This is a genomic window from Acidithiobacillus sp. AC3 (assembly GCF_050261095.1).
GTDB lineage: Bacteria > Pseudomonadota > Gammaproteobacteria > Acidithiobacillales > Acidithiobacillaceae > Igneacidithiobacillus > Igneacidithiobacillus copahuensis.
The window spans coordinates 339,242-359,496 of sequence record NZ_CP189838.1; the positions used below are offsets into that span (position 1 = coordinate 339,242).

General features: G+C 58.0%; 32 protein-coding genes. 31 read left to right on the forward strand and 1 reads right to left on the reverse strand.

From position 1 onward, the window contains the following. The first annotated feature begins 6 nt into the window (after positions 1-6). The 29 genes from rplC to rplQ are packed head-to-tail and all read left to right on the forward strand — an operon-like array spanning position 7 to position 13,761. The gene (rplC, locus tag ACQAYK_RS01580; RefSeq protein ID WP_215871595.1) at positions 7-639 is read left to right on the forward strand and encodes a 50S ribosomal protein L3; all 633 of its coding nucleotides are present in this window, start codon (positions 7-9) and stop codon (positions 637-639) included. Positions 640-653: 14 nt separating this feature from the next. After that, positions 654-1,271, forward strand: a complete 618-nt coding sequence (rplD, locus tag ACQAYK_RS01585) for a 50S ribosomal protein L4 (protein ID WP_215871594.1) — start codon at positions 654-656, stop codon at positions 1,269-1,271. Further along, positions 1,268-1,561, forward strand: a complete 294-nt coding sequence (gene rplW / locus ACQAYK_RS01590; protein ID WP_215871593.1) for a 50S ribosomal protein L23 — start codon at positions 1,268-1,270, stop codon at positions 1,559-1,561. The genes rplD and rplW overlap by 4 nt, the downstream gene beginning before the upstream one ends. A gap of 18 nt (positions 1,562-1,579) precedes the next feature. After that, on the forward strand, positions 1,580-2,404 hold the full coding sequence (gene rplB / locus ACQAYK_RS01595; RefSeq protein WP_480082224.1) for a 50S ribosomal protein L2: 825 nt from the start codon (positions 1,580-1,582) through the stop codon (positions 2,402-2,404). Between the two features lie 20 nt (positions 2,405-2,424). Continuing rightward, positions 2,425-2,700 (forward strand): 30S ribosomal protein S19, encoded by a 276-nt coding sequence (rpsS, locus tag ACQAYK_RS01600; RefSeq protein ID WP_215871591.1) that lies wholly within the window; start codon positions 2,425-2,427, stop codon positions 2,698-2,700. Positions 2,701-2,710: 10 nt separating this feature from the next. Beyond that, the gene (rplV, locus tag ACQAYK_RS01605) at positions 2,711-3,043 is read left to right on the forward strand and encodes a 50S ribosomal protein L22 (protein ID WP_215871590.1); all 333 of its coding nucleotides are present in this window, start codon (positions 2,711-2,713) and stop codon (positions 3,041-3,043) included. Positions 3,044-3,054: 11 nt separating this feature from the next. After that, positions 3,055-3,717 carry a 30S ribosomal protein S3 gene (gene rpsC, locus ACQAYK_RS01610; protein ID WP_215871589.1) on the forward strand — a complete coding sequence of 221 codons (663 nt, stop codon included), beginning with the start codon at positions 3,055-3,057 and terminating at the stop codon, positions 3,715-3,717. 11 nt (positions 3,718-3,728) lie between these two features. Continuing rightward, positions 3,729-4,145 (forward strand): 50S ribosomal protein L16, encoded by a 417-nt coding sequence (rplP, locus tag ACQAYK_RS01615; RefSeq protein ID WP_215871588.1) that lies wholly within the window; start codon positions 3,729-3,731, stop codon positions 4,143-4,145. Further along, entirely contained in the window at positions 4,142-4,339 is a 198-nt protein-coding gene (gene rpmC, locus ACQAYK_RS01620) for a 50S ribosomal protein L29 (protein WP_215871587.1), read from the forward strand. Before rplP ends, rpmC begins: the two co-directional genes overlap by 4 nt. Beyond that, positions 4,336-4,611: a 30S ribosomal protein S17 gene (gene rpsQ, locus ACQAYK_RS01625; RefSeq protein WP_215871586.1), complete on the forward strand. Its 276-nt coding sequence runs from the start codon at positions 4,336-4,338 to the stop codon at positions 4,609-4,611. Before rpmC ends, rpsQ begins: the two co-directional genes overlap by 4 nt. Then, the gene (gene rplN, locus ACQAYK_RS01630; RefSeq protein ID WP_215871585.1) at positions 4,608-4,976 is read left to right on the forward strand and encodes a 50S ribosomal protein L14; all 369 of its coding nucleotides are present in this window, start codon (positions 4,608-4,610) and stop codon (positions 4,974-4,976) included. The genes rpsQ and rplN overlap by 4 nt, the downstream gene beginning before the upstream one ends. 9 nt (positions 4,977-4,985) lie before the next feature. Next, positions 4,986-5,306, forward strand: a complete 321-nt coding sequence (gene rplX / locus ACQAYK_RS01635; protein ID WP_215871584.1) for a 50S ribosomal protein L24 — start codon at positions 4,986-4,988, stop codon at positions 5,304-5,306. A gap of 14 nt (positions 5,307-5,320) precedes the next feature. Next, positions 5,321-5,863: a 50S ribosomal protein L5 gene (rplE, locus tag ACQAYK_RS01640; protein WP_215871583.1), complete on the forward strand. Its 543-nt coding sequence runs from the start codon at positions 5,321-5,323 to the stop codon at positions 5,861-5,863. Between the two features lie 13 nt (positions 5,864-5,876). Further along, the gene (locus ACQAYK_RS01645; protein ID WP_215871582.1) at positions 5,877-6,062 is read left to right on the forward strand and encodes a type Z 30S ribosomal protein S14; all 186 of its coding nucleotides are present in this window, start codon (positions 5,877-5,879) and stop codon (positions 6,060-6,062) included. Positions 6,063-6,069: 7 nt separating this feature from the next. Beyond that, complete coding sequence (gene rpsH / locus ACQAYK_RS01650; protein WP_215871581.1) at positions 6,070-6,465, forward strand: 30S ribosomal protein S8; 396 nt, start codon at positions 6,070-6,072, stop codon at positions 6,463-6,465. 9 nt (positions 6,466-6,474) lie between these two features. Then, a complete protein-coding gene (gene rplF, locus ACQAYK_RS01655) occupies positions 6,475-6,999 on the forward strand; it encodes a 50S ribosomal protein L6 (RefSeq protein WP_215871580.1) in 525 nt (174 codons plus the stop codon). A gap of 11 nt (positions 7,000-7,010) precedes the next feature. Next, complete coding sequence (gene rplR, locus ACQAYK_RS01660) at positions 7,011-7,364, forward strand: 50S ribosomal protein L18 (RefSeq protein WP_215871579.1); 354 nt, start codon at positions 7,011-7,013, stop codon at positions 7,362-7,364. Between the two features lie 13 nt (positions 7,365-7,377). Beyond that, a complete protein-coding gene (rpsE, locus tag ACQAYK_RS01665) occupies positions 7,378-7,911 on the forward strand; it encodes a 30S ribosomal protein S5 (protein WP_215871578.1) in 534 nt (177 codons plus the stop codon). Beyond that, the gene (gene rpmD, locus ACQAYK_RS01670) at positions 7,904-8,089 is read left to right on the forward strand and encodes a 50S ribosomal protein L30 (RefSeq protein ID WP_215871577.1); all 186 of its coding nucleotides are present in this window, start codon (positions 7,904-7,906) and stop codon (positions 8,087-8,089) included. Before rpsE ends, rpmD begins: the two co-directional genes overlap by 8 nt. Beyond that, complete coding sequence (rplO, locus tag ACQAYK_RS01675) at positions 8,086-8,523, forward strand: 50S ribosomal protein L15 (RefSeq protein WP_215871576.1); 438 nt, start codon at positions 8,086-8,088, stop codon at positions 8,521-8,523. Before rpmD ends, rplO begins: the two co-directional genes overlap by 4 nt. A gap of 2 nt (positions 8,524-8,525) precedes the next feature. Continuing rightward, the gene (gene secY / locus ACQAYK_RS01680) at positions 8,526-9,863 is read left to right on the forward strand and encodes a preprotein translocase subunit SecY (protein ID WP_215871575.1); all 1,338 of its coding nucleotides are present in this window, start codon (positions 8,526-8,528) and stop codon (positions 9,861-9,863) included. A gap of 2 nt (positions 9,864-9,865) precedes the next feature. Next, positions 9,866-10,516: an adenylate kinase gene (locus ACQAYK_RS01685; RefSeq protein ID WP_215871574.1), complete on the forward strand. Its 651-nt coding sequence runs from the start codon at positions 9,866-9,868 to the stop codon at positions 10,514-10,516. A 4-nt stretch (positions 10,517-10,520) separates the two neighbouring features. Beyond that, positions 10,521-10,739, forward strand: coding sequence for a translation initiation factor IF-1 (infA, locus tag ACQAYK_RS01690; protein ID WP_215871573.1), 219 nt, complete (start codon positions 10,521-10,523; stop codon positions 10,737-10,739). A gap of 11 nt (positions 10,740-10,750) precedes the next feature. Continuing rightward, a complete protein-coding gene (rpmJ, locus tag ACQAYK_RS01695; RefSeq protein WP_215871572.1) occupies positions 10,751-10,864 on the forward strand; it encodes a 50S ribosomal protein L36 in 114 nt (37 codons plus the stop codon). Positions 10,865-10,908: 44 nt separating this feature from the next. Further along, the gene (gene rpsM, locus ACQAYK_RS01700; RefSeq protein ID WP_215871571.1) at positions 10,909-11,265 is read left to right on the forward strand and encodes a 30S ribosomal protein S13; all 357 of its coding nucleotides are present in this window, start codon (positions 10,909-10,911) and stop codon (positions 11,263-11,265) included. A gap of 18 nt (positions 11,266-11,283) precedes the next feature. Further along, positions 11,284-11,679, forward strand: coding sequence for a 30S ribosomal protein S11 (gene rpsK, locus ACQAYK_RS01705; protein ID WP_215871570.1), 396 nt, complete (start codon positions 11,284-11,286; stop codon positions 11,677-11,679). An 18-nt stretch (positions 11,680-11,697) separates the two neighbouring features. After that, positions 11,698-12,324, forward strand: coding sequence for a 30S ribosomal protein S4 (rpsD, locus tag ACQAYK_RS01710; RefSeq protein WP_215871569.1), 627 nt, complete (start codon positions 11,698-11,700; stop codon positions 12,322-12,324). A gap of 22 nt (positions 12,325-12,346) precedes the next feature. Further along, positions 12,347-13,357 (forward strand): DNA-directed RNA polymerase subunit alpha, encoded by a 1,011-nt coding sequence (locus ACQAYK_RS01715; protein ID WP_215871568.1) that lies wholly within the window; start codon positions 12,347-12,349, stop codon positions 13,355-13,357. 32 nt (positions 13,358-13,389) lie between these two features. After that, positions 13,390-13,761: a 50S ribosomal protein L17 gene (gene rplQ, locus ACQAYK_RS01720; protein WP_215871567.1), complete on the forward strand. Its 372-nt coding sequence runs from the start codon at positions 13,390-13,392 to the stop codon at positions 13,759-13,761. Positions 13,762-13,802: 41 nt separating this feature from the next. Here rplQ and uvrA read toward each other — a convergent pair whose 3' ends face one another. Next, entirely contained in the window at positions 13,803-16,616 is a 2,814-nt protein-coding gene (gene uvrA / locus ACQAYK_RS01725; protein WP_215871566.1) for an excinuclease ABC subunit UvrA, read from the reverse strand. Positions 16,617-16,697: 81 nt separating this feature from the next. Here uvrA and ssb point away from each other — a divergent pair, with 81 nt between their 5' ends. Both ssb and ACQAYK_RS01735 read left to right on the forward strand, forming a co-directional pair. Continuing rightward, on the forward strand, positions 16,698-17,150 hold the full coding sequence (gene ssb, locus ACQAYK_RS01730; RefSeq protein ID WP_215871565.1) for a single-stranded DNA-binding protein: 453 nt from the start codon (positions 16,698-16,700) through the stop codon (positions 17,148-17,150). 240 nt (positions 17,151-17,390) lie between these two features. Then, the gene (locus ACQAYK_RS01735) at positions 17,391-20,243 is read left to right on the forward strand and encodes a bifunctional diguanylate cyclase/phosphodiesterase (protein ID WP_483167770.1); all 2,853 of its coding nucleotides are present in this window, start codon (positions 17,391-17,393) and stop codon (positions 20,241-20,243) included. Positions 20,244-20,255: the final 12 nt, after the last annotated feature.

A 20,255-nucleotide genomic window follows, 5' to 3' on the forward strand; every position in this document is an offset into this window, starting at 1 on the left:
AAAATAATGACGATCGGCATGATAGGTCGCAAGATCGGTATGACGCGGGTGGCTGGCGAGGGTGGCAAGGTGGTTCCGGTTACCGTTATCCACGTCGCAGAAAACGTCGTGACCCAGGTAAAGAGCAAAGACGGCGACGGGTATGAGTCGATCCAGGTCGGTGTAGGTAGTGTCCGGCCACAACGTTTGAGCTCGGCAATGGCCGGACATTTCCGTAAGGCCGCCGTTGAGCCGCGCCGTTTTTTGCGTGAGTTTCGGCTGAATGAGTCCGGTTCTTATCAAGCTGGACAAGAGCTGTCGCTGGACATGTTTACGGTGGGACAGCGGATTGACGTGACGGGTATCAGCAAGGGTAAGGGTTTTGCGGGTGCCATCAAGCGTCACAACTTTCGCAGTAATCGCGCCAGCCACGGTAATTCGCTATCCCACCGGGCCCCGGGCTCCATTGGTTGTCGTCAGACTCCCGGTCGGGTGTTCAAAGGCAAGAAGATGGCCGGGCATTTGGGCAACGAGCGGGTAACGACTCTGAATCTCGAGGTCGTACGTGTCGATGTCGAGCGGCGTCTCGTGATGATTAAGGGCAGTGTGCCCGGCGCTAACGAGGGGGATGTTGTACTGCGTCCCACCGTGCGCGGGTAAACGGGAGCACGACGATGGAAGTAGAAAGCATTCATATCAGTAGTGGCAAGGGCGATAAGATAGAGCTGGCGGACGCCGTGTTCGACGCGCCCTACAACGAAGCGTTACTGCATCAGGTGGTGGTCGCGCAACTGGCGGGCCTGCGCAGCGGTACAGCGGTGCAGAAGAATCGTGCCGCCGTTCGCGGCGGCGGTCGCAAGCCCTGGAAACAGAAAGGTGGCGGTCGTGCGCGTGCGGGCAGTATCCGGAGTCCCATCTGGCGCGGCGGTGGCCGCGCCTTCCCTGGCGTGACGCAAAGTTACAAACAAAAGGTCAACAAGAAAATGTGGGCCGGTGCCATGCGCAGTGCGCTGGCGGAGTTGCTTCGGCAGGATCGGTTACAGATCATCGCCGCAGAAGATTTTGCCGAACCCAAGGCCAAGCACGGACGGACTTGGTTGCAAGCCGCAGGTGGTGATGACGTGCTGGTAGTGTTGGCAGAAGCCCCGATCAATTTCTTTTTGTCGCTGCGGAATTTTCCGCACGTCGGCTTGGCCGAGTGGCAGGATGTAGGTCCCGCAGACCTCCTGCGATACGGGCGAGTGTTGATGGACGCCGCCGCCGCCAACAAGTTTGCGGAGGTGTATGGATGAATAACGAACGTCAGTTTCTGGTCTTGCTTGCGCCGATCGTGAGCGAGAAAAGCACCATGCAGACCCAGGCAGCAAATCAGTACGCTTTCCGGGTCGCGCGTGACGCCACCAAGAGCGAGATCAAGTCCGCGGTCGAACGGCTGTTCCAAGTCAATGTACTGTCCGTACAGACACTGAACTACGCGGGTAAGGCGAAGCGTATGGGACGCCATGCTGGGCGTCGCTCTTCCTGGAAGAAAGCCTACGTGCGTCTTGCCGAAGGCAACAGCATCGACCTTGGCATTGCCTGAGAGAGATAGGGGATAAACATGGCTCTCGTACGAACCAAACCGACCTCCGCTGGACGTCGTTTCGTCATCAAGGTGGTCAATCCGGAGCTGCACAAAGGCGCTCCGGTCAAAGCGTTGACCTCCAGTCAAGCACACACTGGCGGTCGCAACCACAATGGACGAGTGACGCGCCGGCATGCCGGTGGTGGACATCGTCAGCATTATCGCTTGGTTGATTTTCGTCGTAACAAGAATGACATACCTGCCAAGGTGGAGCGGATCGAATACGATCCCAACCGCAGCGCCCATTTGGCTCTGCTCTGTTACGCCGACGGTGAGCGTCGTTATATCCTCGCTCCCAAAGGCGTGTCCGCTGGTGACACCCTGATCTCTGGCGAAGAGACGCCGGTGCGTGCCGGTAACTGTATGCCGCTGCGCAAGATTCCGGTAGGTAGCGTGGTCCACAATATCGAATTGCGTCCTGGCAAGGGCGGGCAGATTGCCCGTTCGGCTGGCGCCTCCGCGCAGCTGATGGCGCGTGAGGGAGACTACGCGCAGATTCGCTTGCGCTCTGGTGAAGTGCGCAAAATTCATGTATCCTGCCGCGCCACATTGGGTGTTGTCGGCAACGACGAGCATGGGACGCGGCAGTTGGGCAAGGCCGGTGCCACCCGCTGGCGGGGTATCCGTCCCACGGTACGCGGCGTGGCCATGAACCCGGTCGATCACCCACACGGTGGTGGTGAGGGTCGCACCTCGGGTGGGCGTCATCCGGTGTCGCCCTGGGGGCAGCCGACCAAGGGGTATCGTACCCGTCGCAACAAACGTACCAGCGGCATGATCGTCCGCCGCCGGAAGTCCTGATCAGGGGAGAGGAATTCGTCGTGCCACGTTCCATCAAGAAGGGTCCTTTCGTGGACCAGCATCTCGACAAAAAAGTCCAGGAAGCTCAGGCGAGCAATAGTCGCAAGCCGATCAAGACCTGGTCGCGTCGTTCCACCATTACGCCCGATTTTATCGGTTTGACCTTTGCCGTGCATAACGGAAAACAGCACATACCCGTTGTGGTCAACGAGAACATGGTGGGGCACAAGCTCGGCGAGTTTGCCCTGACCCGGACCTTCAAGGGCCACGTAGCCGACAAGAAAGCCAAGCGTTGAGGACACGGAGATGAGATCAACGGCAGTATTGAAAGGATTGCAGATGTCGCCGCAAAAGGCTCGCCTGGTGGCTGACCTGGTGCGCGGAATGCCGGTGGATAAGGCGTTGGATATCCTGCGTTTTACCCAGAAAAAGGCGGCGTTGCCGATTCGCAAATGCTTGGAGTCCGCCATCGCCAATGCCGAGAACAACGAAGGCGCCGATGTCGATGCCTTGGTGGTTGAATCGATCATGATCGACGGCGGTTCGGTGTTGAAGCGCTTCGCTGCCCGCGCGAAGGGACGCGGCACGCGGATTTTGAAGCGCACCAGCCACATCACCATTGTCGTAGCCGAACAGTAAGCGAGGAAAACATGGGTCAGAAAACGAATCCAATCGGACTGCGTCTGGGAATCATTAAGAATTGGAACTCGCGCTGGTACGGAAAGGCAGATTTCAAAGACAAATTGCTCGAAGATATCCGTATCCGTGATTTCATTCGCAAGCGCCTGAGTGGTGCGGCGATCTCCGATATCACCGTAGAGCGGCCCGCGCGCAGTGCGCGTATCACGCTGCACACGGCGCGGCCCGGGGTAGTCATCGGCAAGAAGGGCGAGGATATTGAGAATCTGCGTGCGGAAGTGCAAAAGCGCATGGGGATTCCAGTGCACGTCAACGTCGAAGAGATTCGCAAGCCAGAGCTGGATGCCCAGCTGGTCGCCGAGAACGTGGCTCAGCAGTTGGAGCGGCGAGTCATGTTCCGCCGGGCAATGAAGCGTGCCGTTACCAACGCGATGCGTTTTGGCGCTCAGGGAATGCGGATCAACTGTGCTGGGCGCCTGGGCGGTGCGGAGATCGCGCGGACCGAGTGGTACCGCGAGGGACGCGTTCCTCTGCATACCCTCCGCGCAGACATCGACTACGGCTTCGCCGAGGCCAAGACGACCTATGGGATTATCGGCGTCAAGGTCTGGATCTTCAAGGGCGAAATTCTCGAATGGAGCAGCGCAGCTAGCGTTGCTGCCGCGCAGAAGTAAGGAGAGCGGTGATGTTGCAACCAAAACGGACCAAGTTTCGCAAACAGCACAAGGGTCGTAATCGCGGCCTCGCCACGCGCGGCAGCAAAGTGAGCTTTGGTGAGTATGGTCTCAAAGCGACGACGCGCGGGCGCGTCACGGCGCGGCAGATCGAGGCCGCTAGGCGAGCCATCAACCGTCATGTGCGCCGTGGTGGACGGATCTGGGTGCGGATCTTCCCCGACAAGCCGATCAGCAAAAAACCAGCGGAAGTGCGTATGGGTAAGGGTAAGGGAAACCCGGAATACTGGGTGGCGTTGATTCAGCCCGGTAAGGTTTTGTATGAAATGGAAGGTGTAACGGAAGAGGTAGCACGCGAGGCCCTGCGGCTCGGAGCTGCCAAACTGCCGGTGCAGACCATTGTGGTAGAACGGCGGGTGATGGGATGAAAGGACAAGACTTGAGCCAGCTATCGGCGTCTGAGTGTCAGACCCAGTTGCTTGCGCTCCTCGAAGAGCAATTCAAACTGCGTATGCAACATGGCACCGGGCAGCTAGCGAACAGCGCCCGCCTGCGCGGCGTGCGTCGCGACATAGCACGGATACGTACCGAGATCACGAAGAAGGCGAAGGTGAGCCAATGAGCACAGAACAGAATCCTCGGAGTCTGGTGGGCACCGTGGTCAGCAATCGGATGGATAAGACCATTGTCGTCCTTGTCGAACGTCGTATCCAGCACCCCCTGTACAAAAAGTACATACGGCGGTCGAAGAAATTCCACGCTCACGATCAGGACAACAGTTGCCAGATCGGTGATACCGTGCGCATCGAAGAATGCCGGCCGATTTCCAAGACCAAGACTTGGCGCCTGGTGTCGGTAGTTGGGCATGCCATTGCGGAAGGAGTCGCATCATGATTCAAATGCAGAGTCGGCTAGCCGTGGCGGACAACAGCGGCGCCCGCGAGGTGATGTGCATCAAGGTTCTCGGCGGCTCGCACCGGCGCTACGCGGATATTGGCGACGTCATCAAGGTCAGCATCAAGGACGCAGCACCGCGCGGTAAGGTCAAGAAGGGTGATGTATACAATGCCCTCATTGTGCGTACCCGCAAGGGCGTTCGGCGCGAGGACGGGTCGGTGATCCGCTTCGACAACAACGCTGCGGTGCTGCTCAACAACCAGTTGCAGCCGATTGGCACGCGTATTTTTGGCCCGGTCACCCGCGAGCTGCGTGGCGCCAATTTCATGAAGATCATTTCGCTCGCGCCCGAAGTGTTGTAGGAGTTGAGCATGAGCAAGATTCGCAAAGACGATGAAGTGGTGGTGCTCAGCGGTAAGGACAAGGGCAAGCGTGGCAAGGTATTGCACGTGTTGCCCGAGGAAGACCGCGCCATCGTGGAAAAAGTGAATATGATCAAGCGGCATCAACGCCCGGATCGCATGGGTAACGGTGGCGGCATCGTAGAGAAGGAAGCGCCGGTGCAGTTGTGCAAGCTCGCGATTTACAACCCGGCTACGGGTAAGGCCGACCGCGTTGGTTTCAAGTTCCTCGCCGATGGCAGCAAGGTTCGCGTATTCAAAAGCAACGGCGAACAGCTGGCGAAGCATTGAGGGGGCAGGTAGAAATGGAAGCACGGTTGCAAAAAGTATACAAGGATCAGATCGTACCGCGGCTGATTCAGGAGTTCGGTTTCAAGAGCGTCATGGAGGTTCCGCGCCTGCAGAAGATCACCATCAACATGGGGGTCGGTGAGGCAGTCGGCGACAAGAAGGTGCTCGAAGCTGCCGTTGGTGATATGACGAAGATCGCTGGCCAGAAGCCGATCGTCACCAAAGCGCGGAAGTCTGTTGCGGCCTTCAAGATTCGCGACGGCTATCCGATTGGCTGCATGGTGACCTTGCGTGGTGAGCGCATGTACGAATTTCTGGATCGCCTGGTGAGTATTGCCATCCCGCGCATCCGGGATTTTCGCGGCCTGTCGCCGAAATCCTTCGATGGCAGGGGAAACTATTCGATGGGGGTAAAGGAACAGATCATTTTCCCGGAGATCGAGTACGACAAAATCGACCGACTGCGAGGAATGGACGTGACCTTTACGACCACTGCCAAGAACGATGCGGAGGCCCTGGGCTTGCTCAAGGCTTTCAAAATGCCGTTCCGCGCCTGAGGAGAGCAGAGTTATGGCAAAGAAATCGATGATCGCCAAGGCAGCGCGGGCGCCGAAATTTCGCGTACGCGCCTACCACCGCTGCCAGCTTTGCGGGCGCGCCCATGGTTACTATCGCAAGTTTGGACTGTGCCGTCTTTGCCTGCGGAAGCATGCTTCGGCCGGCAACATCCCCGGCATCGTGAAGAGCAGTTGGTGAGGGAAAGATGAGCATTACAGATCCTATCGCAGATATGCTGACGCGCATTCGTAACGCGCAGGCAGTGGGCAAGAATTCTGTCCAGATCCCAGCGTCCAAGCTGAAACGGGCGATCGCTCGGGTATTACTGGACGAAGGCTACATCGCGGAAGTCGCAGACGATATCCTTGCCGGTCATCCCAGCCTGCGGATTACCTTGAAGTATTATGCAGGGGAAGGGGTGATCTCCGAGATTCGGCGGATTAGTCGTCCCGGTGTGCGTATTTACCGCGGTGCGCAAGAGCTGCCACGGGTGCGCGACGGCTACGGTATCGCCATCGTCTCCACGTCGCGCGGTATCATGACCGACCGCGCCGCGCGAGCCGAGGGTATCGGCGGCGAAGTGCTCTGCGTCGTCGCGTAAGGGGGAAGCATGTCACGCGTAGCGAAACAACCAGTCAGTTTGCCCAAGGGCGTCGAGGTTCGCATCGACGCCGGTCAAGTCACGGTGAAGGGCCCCAAGGGGCAGCTCGCCATGGCCCTGCAAAACGGTGTCGAAATTCACGTCGAGGGCGACAGAGCGAGTATCAATTGGCAAGAGGATGTTGTGCATCATGCGGGCACCACTCGTGCGTTGCTCGCCAATATGGTCCATGGCGTGTCCCAGGGCTTTGAGCGCAAGCTGGAAATCATCGGCGTCGGCTATCGAGCGCAGGCCAAGGGTAAGACGCTGGGCCTGAGTCTCGGATTCTCCCACCCGGTCGAGTATCCGGTCCCCGAGTCGATCACTATCGAGACGCCGACGCAGACGGAAATCGTCATCCGCGGCGTGGATAAGCAGATGGTCGGGCAGGTGGCGGCGGATATCCGCGCGTATCGGCCGCCGGAGCCTTATAAGGGCAAGGGCGTGCGCTATGCCGGTGAGCAAGTCCGGCGCAAAGAAGCCAAGAAGAAGTGAGGGGATCAGCAATGGACAAGAATATCAGTCGGTTGCGTCGGGCCAAAAAGACCCGCGCCCGCATCGCCGGACAGGGCAAGCTGCGTTTGGCGGTCTATCGTTCCGGCAAGCATATCTACGCGCAAATCATCGACGATGCCCAGGGGCGGGTGCTTACCCAGGCGTCTTCGTTGGAGAAAGATGTGCGTGGTACCATCAAAAACGGTGGTAGTACCGATAGCGCGGCCCTCATCGGTAAGCGCGTCGCAGAAAAGGCCAAAGGTCTGGGGATTACCGAGGTGGCTTTTGACCGCAGCGGTTATCGCTACCACGGTCGGGTAAAAGCCCTCGCCGAGGCAGCACGCGAAAGCGGCCTGTCCTTCTGACGGAGTATTGACAATGGCAAGAGAGAATCGCGAAAGCCAACAGCCGAGTGATGGAATGTTGGAAAAGCTCATCCACATCAACCGCGTATCAAAGGTGGTCAAGGGTGGGCGCCAGTTTGGCTTTGCCGCCTTGATGGTAGTGGGTGACGGAGATGGAAAGGTTGGCTTTGGACGAGGCAAGGCCAAGGAAGTGCCTGCTGGTATCCAAAAAGCCACCGATCAGGCCCGTCGTTACCTTACCCATGTGCCGTTGATGCGGGGCACCATCCCGTTTCCGGTGGAAGGGCGTCATGGCGCGGCCCGGGTTATTCTTCGGCCGGCCTCTGAGGGTAGCGGGGTCATCGCCGGCGGTGCCATGCGCGCGGTGTGTGAGGCGGTGGGGTTACGCAATGTGGTGGCCAAATCGTTGGGATCCAATAATCCCATCAATGTCGTGCGCGCAACCTTCGATGCCTTTTCCAAACTGGCGAGTCCTCAGTCCATCGCCATGAAGCGTGGCAAGACCTTGCGGGAAATTCGCGAACATGGAGGGTCGGAAAATGAGTAAGACCCTGCGCATTACCTTGGTCCGCAGTCTGATCGGGATAACGGAAAAGCACCGCGCTACGGTTCGTGGCCTGGGCTTGCGACGTACCGGTCACAGCGTGGAACTCCGTGATACTCCTGAGGTTCGCGGTATGATTCAGAAAATACCGTATCTCTTACGTTGGGAAGAACAGTCATGAAATTGAATACCATTGCACCTGCGCCAGGCGCCAAGAAGGAGCGTGTGCGGGTCGGTCGTGGCATTGGTAGCGGCTTCGGCAAGACCGCGGGAAGGGGACACAAGGGACAGCACGCTCGTTCTGGTGGCTACCACAAGGTCGGCTTTGAGGGTGGGCAGATGCCTTTGCAGCGGCGTATCCCGAAACGTGGTTTTCGCAATGCTGGTGCTTCGGTGGTGGTCGAAGTGACCCTCGACATGCTCGCCAGCGCTGCGATTAGCGGTGTAGCAGATGCCGAGGCTCTGCGCTTGCGCCGCTTTGTCCGCGGTGATGTCGATCAGATCAAAGTCATCCGGACGGGCAAGCTGGAAGCCGCGATCACCGTCAAAGGCCTGCGTGTCAGCGCCGGCGCGCGGCAGGCCATTGAGGCCGCTGGCGGTCAGGTAGAGGAATAACAATGGCCAACACCCTCGGCGTACTGAGCAATGCCGCGCAGGGTGCGGGCAACATTGCGGAATTGCGGCGGCGAATCTTCTTCTTGCTGGGGGCGTTGTTGGTTTTCCGCATCGGCGCCCATATTCCCGTTCCCGGTATCGATCCTGCGGCAATGGCTTCCTTTTTCCACCAGGAACAGGGAACCATTCTCGGTATGTTCAACATGTTTTCCGGAGGCGCGCTATCGCGACTCACGGTTTTTGCGTTGGGCATCATGCCATATATCAGTGCATCCATCATTTTTCAGTTGGGCGGGGCGGTCATCCCGCAGCTGGAGGAGCTGAAAAAGGAGGGGGAAGCCGGGCGCCGGAAAATTACCGAATACACTCGCTACGCCACGGTTGTATTGTCTCTCCTGCAAGGGTTAGGCATTGCCGTTGCCATCGAGAAGATGCACGGCGGCTCGGTACCGGTGGTGATCGACCCCGGTCCACTGTTTCTTTTTACCACTACAATCACTCTTTCGGCGGGCACCGTATTCTTGATGTGGCTGGGCGAGCAGATCACGGAACGAGGCATTGGCAACGGTATCTCCCTCATCATATTTGCGGGGATCGTAGCTGGTCTGCCCCAGGCCCTCGCCACCATGTTGGAGCTCGTGCGTACCGGGCAGTTTCAGCCGCTCTTTGCTCTGGCCATTTTTGTCTTGGCGCTGGTGGTTCTCGCCTTCGTCGTCTTTATGGAGAGCGCACAGCGACGTATCCCAATTCAGTACGCCAAGCGGCAAGTAGGACGCAAGATTTATGGCGGTCAGAGCACCCACATGCCCCTCAAGGTGAACATGTCCGGGGTGATTCCGCCGATCTTCGCTACCAGCATCCTGCTTCTACCTGCTACCCTCGCCGGCTGGTTTGCCAACGTGCCTGGCATGGAGTGGTTGGCTCGGATTGGACAGGCGTTGAGTCCCGGGACCACCTTGTACGATGTGGTATTCACTATTGCCATCGTATTCTTTGCCTTTTTCTACACGGCTATGGTGTTCAATCCGCGGGAAACGGCAGATAACTTGAAGAAGTCCGGTGCCTTCGTTCCCGGACTGCGGCCGGGAGAGCAGACATCAAAGTATATGGATCGCGTCTTGAGCCGTCTCACTCTGTGGGGAGCTATTTACCTCACCGTGGTGTGTCTGTTGCCAGAGTTCCTGATCACGGAATACAACGTGCCGTTTTACTTTGGTGGTACCAGCCTGCTCATCGTCGTCGTCGTTATGATGGACCTGATGGCACAGATCCAGAGCCATTTGCTCACTCATCGGTACGAAGGTTTGCTGCGCAAGAGCGGCCAGCAAGGTAAGCGATAACCATGACGTATGCTGGACACATTATCCTACTCGGCGCCCCGGGGGTCGGTAAGGGTACCCAGGCCAAGGTGTTGTCCGCTGAGTTGGGCTTGCCTCATGTTTCGACTGGTGATATGCTCCGCGCCTCTGTTGCTGCCGGCAGCGAGATGGGTAAACGGGCCAAGGCAGTGATGGAGTCAGGCGCTTTGGTCAGTGACGAGATCATACTGGGCATTGTGTCGGAGCGGCTACAGGAGTGCGACGCGCAGAAGGGAGTTGTATTCGACGGTTTCCCACGCACGGTGGTGCAGGCTGAAGGGCTCGACCATTTGCTGGCTCGCAGCGTTGCGATTGCGCATGTCCTGCACATCGTGCTTGATGATGAAGAAATCGTCGATCGACTGTCCGGGCGGCGTGTGTGTCGCAACTGTGGTGCCATTTACCATGTGCGTTTCCAGCCACCAAAAGTTGCGGGACGATGCGACCGGTGTGGTGGAGAACTCTTTCAGCGCGACGATGACCAGCCTGAGGTAATTCGGCATCGGCTGGCGGTGTACGCAGCCGAGACGGCGCCGCTGGTTTCTTTCTACCGCGCTCGGGCCGGGTACGCTGAGGTGGATGGCACCGGTAGCAGTGCGGCGGTCACCGACCGTATTCGGGTTTTGTTGAGGTAAAGGGATGGCCAAGGAAGACACTCTCGAAATGCAGGGAGAAGTCATAGAAAACCTACCAAGCGCAACCTTCAAGGTGCGTCTGGAAAATGGTTTTGTGGTCAATGCGCACATCTCTGGGAAGATGCGTATGCACTACATACGGATTCTGCCTGGAGATAAGGTCACTGTGGAGATGACGCCTTACGACCTGAGCAAGGGGCGCATCACCTATCGCGCCAAGTAAGGAGGCGTTCCATGAAAGTTCGGGCATCGGTGAAAAGACTTTGCCGTAATTGCAAAATCATCCGGCGTAACGGTGTCGTTCGGGTGATCTGCGTCGAACCGCGGCATAAGCAGCGGCAGGGATGAGTGTGGTGATAGGGTTGACTATGATGAATGGGAAGGAGTAGGGAATGGCCCGCATTGCTGGTGTCAATATTCCGAACAACAAGCAGATTGGTGTCGCTTTGACGTATATTTACGGCATTGGAGCCACTCGGTCCCGCGACATTCTTGCGGCGGCAGAGGTCGATACCGCGGTTCGCGTAAAAGATATTAGCGAAGGCGAGCTCGAGCGCATTCGCACCGAGGTCGGTAAGTATGTGGTCGAAGGCGACCTGCGCCGGGAAGTCACCATGAGCATCAAACGGCTCATGGATCTCGGCTGCTATCGCGGTATCCGTCATCGCCGCGGTCTCCCAGTACATGGTCAACGGACCAAAACCAACGCACGTACCCGTAAGGGTCCGGCGAAGCCCATCGCCCGCTGAAGCTGAAGGATCGATAGCATGGCTAAGACACAGACGAATGTGCGCGTACGGAAGAAAGTCAAGAAGAACGTTGTGGATGGCGTCGCGCATATTTACGCCTCCTTCAATAATACCATAATTACCATCAGCGACCGGCAGGGCAATGCGCTGGCGTGGGCCAGCTCAGGCGGGTCCGGCTTCCGCGGTTCGCGGAAGAGTACCCCGTTTGCCGCTCAGGTCGCCGCGGAAAACGCCGGTCGCCGGGCGCAAGAGTACGGTCTGAAGAACCTCGATGTCGAGGTGAGTGGGCCGGGACCCGGGCGAGAGAGCACGGTACGTGCCCTGCATTCCGTTGGTTTTCGCATCACTAGCATCCGCGACGTGACGCCGATCCCACACAATGGCTGCCGTCCGCCCAAAAAGCGGCGTGTTTGATTTTTTTGGAGGTAGGTAGTGGCTAAATATACCGGCCCCAGTTGCCGTCAATGCCGGCGCGAAGGTGGCAAGCTCTTTCTGAAGGGTGAAAAGTGTTTTTCTGATAAGTGTCCAGTTGTGGTCCGTGCCTATGCGCCGGGTCAACACGGGCAGCGCCGTGGGCGCGTCAGTGAATACGGTACGCAGTTGCGTGAAAAGCAAAAGGTGCGACGTGTCTATGGTATTCTCGAGGGGCAGTTCCGGCGCTACTTCGCTGCAGCTTCTCAGAAAAAGGGCGTGACCGGTGAGCTGCTTTTGCGTTTCCTGGAATTGCGGCTGGACAATATTGCCTATCGCGCTGGCTTTGGCTCTTCGCGTGCTGAGGCGCGCCAAGTGGTGCGGCATGGCCACCTTACCGTCAACGGCAAGCGAGTGGACATTCCTTCTTATCAGGTTCGGGCCGGTGATGTCGTAGCGGTTACCGCTGTTGCCAAGGAACATGCACGTATTCTGGGCGCTGTAGAGGCAGCAGAAGGTCGTGGCTTCCCCGAGTGGCTCAGCGTCGATTCCAAGGCACTCAGTGCCACTATCAAGGCCGTCCCTGTGCGCGACGAAATGCCGCAGGATTTGAACGAGCAGATGGTGGTGGAACTCTACTCCAAGTAATACGGAGCAACGAGGATTATTTATGGCTGAAGTTGGCGAGCTGTTGTGTCCGCAGAATTACGAAATCGAAACGACCGGTGCGCATTCCGCCCGCGTCAGTTTGGGTCCTCTAGAACGTGGTTTTGGGCACACTCTCGGTAATTCACTGCGGCGGATCCTCCTTTCCTCGCTGAAAGGGGTTGCAGTTACCGAGGTCGAAATCGAGGGCGTCCTGCACGAATACGCCAGTCTGGAAGGGGTGCAGGAGGATGTCGTGGATATTCTCCTGAATCTGAAGCAGCTGGCGATCCGTAGTAACCGTCAGGAGTCGCAGACCATTACCGTGCGCAAGCGCGGACCGGGGCCCGTCACCGGCGCCGATATCGTCGCCGAGCATGGAGTCGAGGTAGCGAATCCAGGGCACGTTATCGCGACCATTACCCGGGACGTCGAGATGGTGATGCATTTGCGTCTCGACTTTGGTCGCGGCTATCAGGCGGCCGCGACGCGCTTGCGTGATCACGAAAAGCGGATCGGTGTGCTGGCTCTCGATGCCAGCTTTAGCCCGGTGCGTCGTGTCAGTTTTCAGGTAGAGAGTGCCCGGGTGGAACAGCGTACCGACCTTGATCGCCTGATTCTTGACGTCGAAACCAATGGGACAATCGAGCCCTTGGCTGCCATTCAGGAGGCGGCCCGCATACTCCGGCAGCAGTTGGACGTGTTTGTTGGCGGCGAAATGCCCGCCGTAGAAGAGCTGGGGAAAGTTGCTGTGGTCGAGGATCTGATGCCTCTGCTGGAACGGCCGGTGGATGATCTCGAGTTGACCGTGCGTTCGCTGAATTGTCTCAAGGCCGAGGATATCTTCTATATCGGTGATCTGGTGCAGAAATCGGAAAATGAGCTCTTGAAGGCGCCGAATCTTGGTCGCAAATCTCTGACAGAGATCAAGGAAATCTTGGGCGGCAAGGGCCTATCTCTGGGGATGCGGCTGCAGAATTGGCCGCCCGAGGGCTTACCACCGCTGGGTAATAAAGATGCCGTCGAGGCAGACTGAGTCGTTACTTTTTATTTGGGGAGTGTGACGTCATGCGTCATGGCAATAGTGGAAAAAAACTGAATCGTAACAGCAGCCATCGGCGGGCAATGTTCGCGAACATGATGGTCTCGCTTTTTGCGCACGAGCGCATCGTCACCACCTTACCCAAGGCCAAGGAACTGCGGCGCTTTGCCGAGCCGATGATTACCCTGGCCAAGGAGCCTACGGTGGCGCGGCGGCGTTTGGCGTTTTCTCGTCTTCGTGATCGCGCGGCGGTAGTCAAACTCTTTGATGAACTGGGCCCGCATTACAAGGCAAGGCCTGGTGGCTATCTGCGTATCGTCAAGTACGGGTTTCGTGCGGGTGATAACGCGCCGCTCGCAATCGTTGAGCTGGTGGATCGCGAAGCCAGCGCTTCCTGACGGGGCGGCGTCCCGCAACGGGGCTGGGAGCCTGGCGGCTCTCAGCCCTTTTCTGCTTCTACTGCCAAGTGTCGTGCCAGATAGTGGCCGGTATGGGAATGTTGCGCCGTAATCAGTTGTTCCGGAGTGCCTTTGGCGATGATCTGACCCCCTCCACTGCCGCCTTCCGGTCCGAGATCTACCAGCCAGTCGGCGCTTTTGATGACGTCGAGATTGTGCTCGATGACCACCACGCTGTTACCGGCGTCAACGAGCTTCTGTAGTACGCTCAGCAACATCGCGATATCGTGAAAGTGCAGGCCGGTGGTCGGTTCGTCGAGGATGTAGAGGGTGCGACCAGTGTCCCGACGGGAAAGCTCGCGCGCGAGCTTCACCCGTTGCGCCTCGCCGCCAGAAAGGGTGGTCGCGGACTGACCCAGTTGAATATAACCAAGACCTACGTCGAGCAAGGTTCCTAGTTTACGGGCGATACTTGGTACGGCGGCGAAAAAATCCGCAGCCTCCTCGACCGTCATCTGCAACACATCGTGGATGGACTTTCCCTTGTAGTGGATCTCCAGGGTCTCGCGTTTGTAGCGCCGTCCGTGACAGACGTCGCACTCGACATAGACGTCGGGGAGAAAGTGCATTTCCACCCGTAAGACGCCTTCGCCTTCGCAGGCCTCGCAGCGCCCACCTTTCACATTGAAGCTGAAACGACCTGGCCCATAGCCGCGCGCGCGGGCCTCGTTGGTGCCGGCAAAGAGCTCCCGCACGGCAGTGAACAGCCCGCTATAGGTCGCCGGATTGCTGCGCGGGGTGCGGCCGATGGGGCTTTGATCGATGGAGATGACCTTGTCGAGATGCTCCAAGCCGAGGAGCTGCTCATATGGGGCGGGGGTGAGATGGCTGTTCATCAGCCGGCGAGAGCAGGCCGGGAAAAGGGTGTCGTTGATCAGCGTGGATTTGCCGGATCCACTGACCCCGGTGACACAGGTGAAGAGCCCGAGGGGGATTTCCAGAGTTACGTCGCGCAGATTGTGTCCACGCGCGCCGACGAGCCGTAAGATCCGCTCGTTGTCTGGCGGACGGCGACGTTCGGGCGTGGCGATACAAAGTTCTCCGCGCAGGTATTTCCCGGTTAGGGAAGCGGCGCTACGGGCCACGCTTGCCGGATGACCGCTGGCCACCACCTCGCCGCCATGCACGCCAGCAGCGGGGCCCATATCGACCAGATAATCGGCGGCGCGGATGGCATCCTCATCATGTTCGACCACGATTACGGTGTTGCCCAGATCGCGCAGGCGTTTCAGGGTCTGCAGCAAGCGATCGTTGTCCCGTTGGTGCAGGCCGATGGAAGGCTCATCCAGAACATACATGACGCCGACCAGGCCGGCACCAATTTGGGAGGCGAGACGAATGCGCTGTGCTTCGCCACCGGACAGGGTCTCGGCGGAGCGATCAAGGGTCAGGTAGTCGAGCCCGACGTCCATGAGAAACTGCAGGCGATCATGGATCTCCTTGAGGATCCGCTCGGCGATGACCGCTTCCTTGCCAGCAAGCTGGAGATCTTCGATAGAGCGCACGGCCTTGCCGATCGACAGGGCGGAAAACTCGTGCACGGCGAGTGCACCCACGCGCACCATGCGCGCCTCGGAACGCAGGCGACTACCGCCGCAGTCGGGGCAGGGCAGGCGCCCCATGAAGCGCAGGATCTCCTCGCGTAACAGTTGCGATTGCGTTTCGCGCAGACGTTTTTCCAGGACGGGGATGACTCCGGAGAAACGCTGGGTTTCCGCTTTGCCGTTACGTCCACGGATCGCCAAGGGCTCGGAGAAACCGTGCAGAAGAATATCCTGCACCGTATCAGGTAGTTCCTTCCAGGCGCTTTCCAGAGAAAAATCCAGGCGTTGGGCCAGGGCGTGCAACACTGGATGCATATCATTCTGGCGTTGTCGCCAGGGCGCAATCGCACCATCGGCAATGCTCAGCGCTGGGTTGGGGATGATCAATTGGGGATCGAAGATGTTGATTTCACCGAGCCCATCGCAACGAGGGCAAGCGCCTGCCGGGTTGTTGAAAGAAAAGAGCCGGGGTTCGAGGGCCGGGAAGGATCGGCCACATTGGTGGCAGGCGTGGCGGGCAGAGAAAAAATGTTCCTTTTCTTCGTCCAGATTGACCACGATCGCCTCCTCGTCACCCATGGCCATCGCGCTCTCCAGCGATTCTGCCAGACGTCCCCGAACATCGTCGCGCAGAATCAGGCGATCGACCACCGCTTCGATGCGGTGTTTGCGTTTGGGATCCAGCACCGGGGGCTCTTCCAGCTCACAGAGTTGTCCATCGACGCGCGCGCGCACCAGACCACGGGCGCGTAATCCCTGGAAAATCTCCTCGTGGCTGCCCTTACGATCGCGGAGTACGGGAGCCAGAACCAGGATGCGGGTTCCACTCTCCCAGCTGAGGATCTGATCGAGCATCTGGGCGATGCTCTGGCTTTGAATCGGTTCGCCACAGCACCACGGCGTACCCACGCGGGCATAGAGCAGGCGCAGATAATCGTGAATTTCGGTGACGGTACCAACCGTGGAGCGCGGATTGTGGGAGGTCGATTTCTGTTCGATGGCAATGGCAGGCGACAGTCCCTCAATGGCATCGACATCGGGCTTGCCCATCAGGGAAAGAAACTGCCGCGCATAGGCCGAAAGACTCTCCACATAGCGGCGCTGCCCTTCGGCGTAGAGGGTGTCGAAGGCCAGCGAGGACTTGCCAGAGCCGGAGAGGCCGGTAATCACGATGAGTTGATCGCGGGGCAGGCGCAGGCTGATATTTTTGAGATTGTGCGTGCGGGCACCGCGAATTTCGATATGATCCATGCCGTTTGCTTTGTTGGCCGTCAGAATGGGATAGTATACGGGCTATCGGGACGCGCGTCCCCGGTCATCAGGAGAGAAATCATGGCGGGAGTGAATAAAGTCATACTACTCGGGCACTTGGGGCGTGATCCCGAGATGCGCTATCAGCCCAGCGGCGGGGCCATTGCCAATCTCAATCTGGCCACGTCGGAAACCTTCAAGGATCGCGAGGGCAATCGCCAGGAGCGCACGGAGTGGCACCGCGTGGTGTTGTTTGGGCGCACCGCAGAGATCGCTGGTGAATATCTGAAAAAAGGTAGCATGGCCTACGTCGAGGGACGCCTGCAGACGCGCAAATGGACCGATAAGGAAGGCCAGGAGCGCTATACTACCGAGATTGTGGGTGATCGCCTGCAACTGGTGGGCGGGCGCGGTGGCGGCACCGCAAACTTCGACGACGGTCAGCAAGAAAGCTATGCTGCTCCGCAAAGCGCGGCCAAGAGCTCTTCGCGCCCTCCGGTGGAGCAGTTTGAAGATGATGACATACCGTTCTGAGGTGTGATTTTTAGGATAGGTAAACAAATAGCGCAAGGTCTCGCCTGCCGCTGGGTCAAAATCTTGATAGGTTATTGTAAAGTTGCGTCCATCGCGAATCGGCGTATCATATTGAATGTTCGGTAGGCTCGTCTATATCCCTACAGGGTGACGGACGGGTCTTTCTGTTTCTTGGTCGTCGTGAAAAACGATTTTAGCCCTTTAGAAAAGGGTGAGTGGTGGGAGTAGGAGTTCCGTAGAGTGCGCGGTTTATCGTGTAATCCAGTGGTGCCCGAGGCAGCAGAATCCGCTTTGCCTTTGGTTGAATCCTTATGCCTGCTTGCCGAGCGCATCGTTCCCGGTGCGCTGGCGACAGTAATGCTGCTGGGAAGGGAAGGGGAGCTCCGCCTGTACGCCGGGCCCAGTCTTCCTGAAGGACTGCGGGAGCGCTTCGATGGCTTGCGTGTGATCGAAGGCAACGGCTCCTGTGTCAGCGTCGTTCTCAGCGGTGAGAAGGTTTTGGTGCACAATGCAACCCAAGACGAGCGTTGGCTGCGGCTACACGAACTTGCCCGTGCGTTGCAGATCCGCGCCTGCTGGTCGGTACCGATTCGAGATCCTCTCGGCCAGGCAGTTGGCAGCTTTGCCCTCACCAGTTTTCGGGAAGGTACGCCGACAACAGAGCAGGAGAGATTGCTGGAGGGAATTGCCGCAGTAGTCGCGCAATTCCTTTTCCAGCCCTCCGTGGATGGACGGGATCGCAGCTTTGCCGCGGCATTGCGTTCGATCAGTGAGGGTGTACTACTGACGGATGCAGAGCAAAACATACTGTATTTCAACAACGCATTTGCCGAGATAACGGGCTACGGTCTGGCCGAACTGATCGGCAAGAATTGCCGCATCTTACAGGGGCCAAAGACTGCGGCCGAAACCGTCGCGCGGATACGCCAACACCTGGATGCGGGACAAGCCTACAGCGGAGAAATTCTCAATTATCGCAAAGATGGCAGTTCATTTTGGAACCAACTGTCGATCAATCCAATACGCGACCAGCAGGGGCAGTTGGCCCAGTTTGTGAGCGTGCAGCGGGATATCAGCGAGGAGCGCCGGCAGCGCGAGGCACTGCGTCTTTCCGCACAGGTGTTCGAGGCCCAGGAAGGCATCATGATAACCGATGCGGAACAGCGCATCGTGCGCGTGAACCAGGCGTTTACGCGGCTGACAGGTTATGCCGAAAGTGACGTCTTGGGGCTGACGCCACAGATTCTGCACTCCGGGCTACAGAACGGTAATTTTTACGAGCGGATGTGGGAAAAGCTGCATCGGGACGGCGAGTGGCAAGGAGAAATCTGGAATCGTCGGAAAAATGGTGACTTGTTCCCCGAATTTCTCCAGATTCGGGCGGTGCGCAACAACGCGGGAGAAGTAACCAACTATATTGGTTACTTCCATGATCTTACCCATCAGAAGGCCCGTGAGGCCGAGCTGGAGAAAATGGCACTGCACGATCCGTTGACGGGTCTCATGAACCGACGGGCACTGGAGGAAGAACTGCCCCGAGCGCGCGCCCGGGCAGACCATAGTGAACGTCTCTTGGCCCTGGTCGTGCTCGATCTGGACGACTTCAAGGAAGTCAACGATCGCATTGGACATGACCGTGGTGACGCCGTGTTGCAGCGGCTCGCGCAGCGTTTGCAGGATTCGTTGCGACACTCGGATGGCGTCGTCAGAATCGGTGGTGACGAGTTCATTCTGCTGCTCGAAGGGTTGCGTGATGTTGACCAGCTGGAGAGTGTGTTGCGCAAGGTCAACTCTGCGGTGGAAAAGCCATTAGTGCTGGAATCGGGTGAGCAGATTCATATTCAGGTGAGTATGGGAGTGAGTATTTATCCACTCTCTGCCAACAGTAACCTGGAGTTACTGCTGCGAGAAGCCGATCAGGCGATGTTCGAATCCAAGCGCAACAAGGAAACTCGGAATGCACCGTGGGCATTCTGGAGCCCAGACGAAAGTGCCCAGAGCCTCTATCCATTGCGGATGCTCTTTCGCGCCGGCGGCTTGCAAAGCTGGTACCAGCCGATTTGGGATCAACGAGCGAAACGGGTCGTTGGTTTGGAGGCATTGGCACGTTTGGTGGATGAGGACGGCAAGGTCTGGGGACCGGGTGACTTCCTGGGGCAGCTCACCGAAAAAGATATTTTTTCTTTAACGGAGCAGATGCTGCGAAAGGCCATCCTCGATTTGCAGGCCCTCGAGCGGGAGGGGCAGGTCTACTGGGTATCGGTCAACATCGATCCCCAGGTACTGGGTACTGCCTGCATATATGCGATAAAGGGAATCGTGGACGACTTCCGCGTAGATCCCGCACGTATCACGCTGGAGATTCTGGAAAATCACGACTTTATCGATCGTCAGATAGCGACGGATCACCTTCTCGATTTGAAAGCGATGGGGTTTCGCTTGGCGTTGGATGATATCGGTAGTGGGTATTCTTCCCTTTTGCGCCTGAAAGAGTTGCCGGTAGACAAGGCAAAGCTGGATCAGGGCTTTGTGCGTTGTCTGGAGGATCGCCCCCAGGATCTGCGTTTCGTACAGTCGGTTTTGGGTTTGACCAAGGGGCTGCATATCGACTTGGTGGCCGAAGGGGTGGAAAGCGATGCGATTCGTGATGCCTTGATGGAGATGGGTGTCCGCTATTTTCAGGGCTACGCAATTGCTCGTCCAATGCCGGTGCCCATGTTGCACGAATTCCTGGAGCGTAGCTTGCAGGATGACCGCGACATCCCAGTGAGTTTTCTCGGGCTATATGCTCAACATATCTCGCATTTCGATATTCTCGAAAAGACGCTGGAGCTGCACCCTGAAATCGTTGATTTTCAGGTAATGGCCAACGCCCATGCCTGTCCCGAGGAGCGTCGATTGGAACAGTTGGGGTTGGCTCCAGATGCCATGTTGATGACCTTGCACCAGGAATATCATGCCTTGATCGGCTGTTTGCGGATAGAAAATGGAAAAGTGCGAGATGCAGATTGGTCGGCCGTGGAGGACTGCCATCGGCGTTTCTCTACCGCCCTGCTCGATGCTTTCTGGTTGCGTGCACAACAACCGGCCTGACCGGCCCACTGT

Coding starts and splice junctions, on each gene's coding strand:
- rplC (WP_215871595.1), top strand. CDS start 7: ATGACGATCGGCATGATAGGTCGCAAGATCGGTATGACGCGGGTGGCT.
- rplD (WP_215871594.1), top strand. CDS start 654: ATGGAAGTAGAAAGCATTCATATCAGTAGTGGCAAGGGCGATAAGATA.
- rplW (WP_215871593.1), top strand. CDS start 1,268: ATGAATAACGAACGTCAGTTTCTGGTCTTGCTTGCGCCGATCGTGAGC.
- rplB (WP_480082224.1), top strand. CDS start 1,580: ATGGCTCTCGTACGAACCAAACCGACCTCCGCTGGACGTCGTTTCGTC.
- rplV (WP_215871590.1), top strand. CDS start 2,711: ATGAGATCAACGGCAGTATTGAAAGGATTGCAGATGTCGCCGCAAAAG.
- rpsC (WP_215871589.1), top strand. CDS start 3,055: ATGGGTCAGAAAACGAATCCAATCGGACTGCGTCTGGGAATCATTAAG.
- rplP (WP_215871588.1), top strand. CDS start 3,729: ATGTTGCAACCAAAACGGACCAAGTTTCGCAAACAGCACAAGGGTCGT.
- rpmC (WP_215871587.1), top strand. CDS start 4,142: ATGAAAGGACAAGACTTGAGCCAGCTATCGGCGTCTGAGTGTCAGACC.
- rpsQ (WP_215871586.1), top strand. CDS start 4,336: ATGAGCACAGAACAGAATCCTCGGAGTCTGGTGGGCACCGTGGTCAGC.
- rplN (WP_215871585.1), top strand. CDS start 4,608: ATGATTCAAATGCAGAGTCGGCTAGCCGTGGCGGACAACAGCGGCGCC.
- rplX (WP_215871584.1), top strand. CDS start 4,986: ATGAGCAAGATTCGCAAAGACGATGAAGTGGTGGTGCTCAGCGGTAAG.
- rplE (WP_215871583.1), top strand. CDS start 5,321: ATGGAAGCACGGTTGCAAAAAGTATACAAGGATCAGATCGTACCGCGG.
- ACQAYK_RS01645 (WP_215871582.1), top strand. CDS start 5,877: ATGGCAAAGAAATCGATGATCGCCAAGGCAGCGCGGGCGCCGAAATTT.
- rpsH (WP_215871581.1), top strand. CDS start 6,070: ATGAGCATTACAGATCCTATCGCAGATATGCTGACGCGCATTCGTAAC.
- rplF (WP_215871580.1), top strand. CDS start 6,475: ATGTCACGCGTAGCGAAACAACCAGTCAGTTTGCCCAAGGGCGTCGAG.
- rplR (WP_215871579.1), top strand. CDS start 7,011: ATGGACAAGAATATCAGTCGGTTGCGTCGGGCCAAAAAGACCCGCGCC.
- rpsE (WP_215871578.1), top strand. CDS start 7,378: ATGGCAAGAGAGAATCGCGAAAGCCAACAGCCGAGTGATGGAATGTTG.
- rpmD (WP_215871577.1), top strand. CDS start 7,904: ATGAGTAAGACCCTGCGCATTACCTTGGTCCGCAGTCTGATCGGGATA.
- rplO (WP_215871576.1), top strand. CDS start 8,086: ATGAAATTGAATACCATTGCACCTGCGCCAGGCGCCAAGAAGGAGCGT.
- secY (WP_215871575.1), top strand. CDS start 8,526: ATGGCCAACACCCTCGGCGTACTGAGCAATGCCGCGCAGGGTGCGGGC.
- ACQAYK_RS01685 (WP_215871574.1), top strand. CDS start 9,866: ATGACGTATGCTGGACACATTATCCTACTCGGCGCCCCGGGGGTCGGT.
- infA (WP_215871573.1), top strand. CDS start 10,521: ATGGCCAAGGAAGACACTCTCGAAATGCAGGGAGAAGTCATAGAAAAC.
- rpmJ (WP_215871572.1), top strand. CDS start 10,751: ATGAAAGTTCGGGCATCGGTGAAAAGACTTTGCCGTAATTGCAAAATC.
- rpsM (WP_215871571.1), top strand. CDS start 10,909: ATGGCCCGCATTGCTGGTGTCAATATTCCGAACAACAAGCAGATTGGT.
- rpsK (WP_215871570.1), top strand. CDS start 11,284: ATGGCTAAGACACAGACGAATGTGCGCGTACGGAAGAAAGTCAAGAAG.
- ACQAYK_RS01715 (WP_215871568.1), top strand. CDS start 12,347: ATGGCTGAAGTTGGCGAGCTGTTGTGTCCGCAGAATTACGAAATCGAA.
- rplQ (WP_215871567.1), top strand. CDS start 13,390: ATGCGTCATGGCAATAGTGGAAAAAAACTGAATCGTAACAGCAGCCAT.
- uvrA (WP_215871566.1), bottom strand. CDS start 16,616: ATGGATCATATCGAAATTCGCGGTGCCCGCACGCACAATCTCAAAAAT.
- ssb (WP_215871565.1), top strand. CDS start 16,698: ATGGCGGGAGTGAATAAAGTCATACTACTCGGGCACTTGGGGCGTGAT.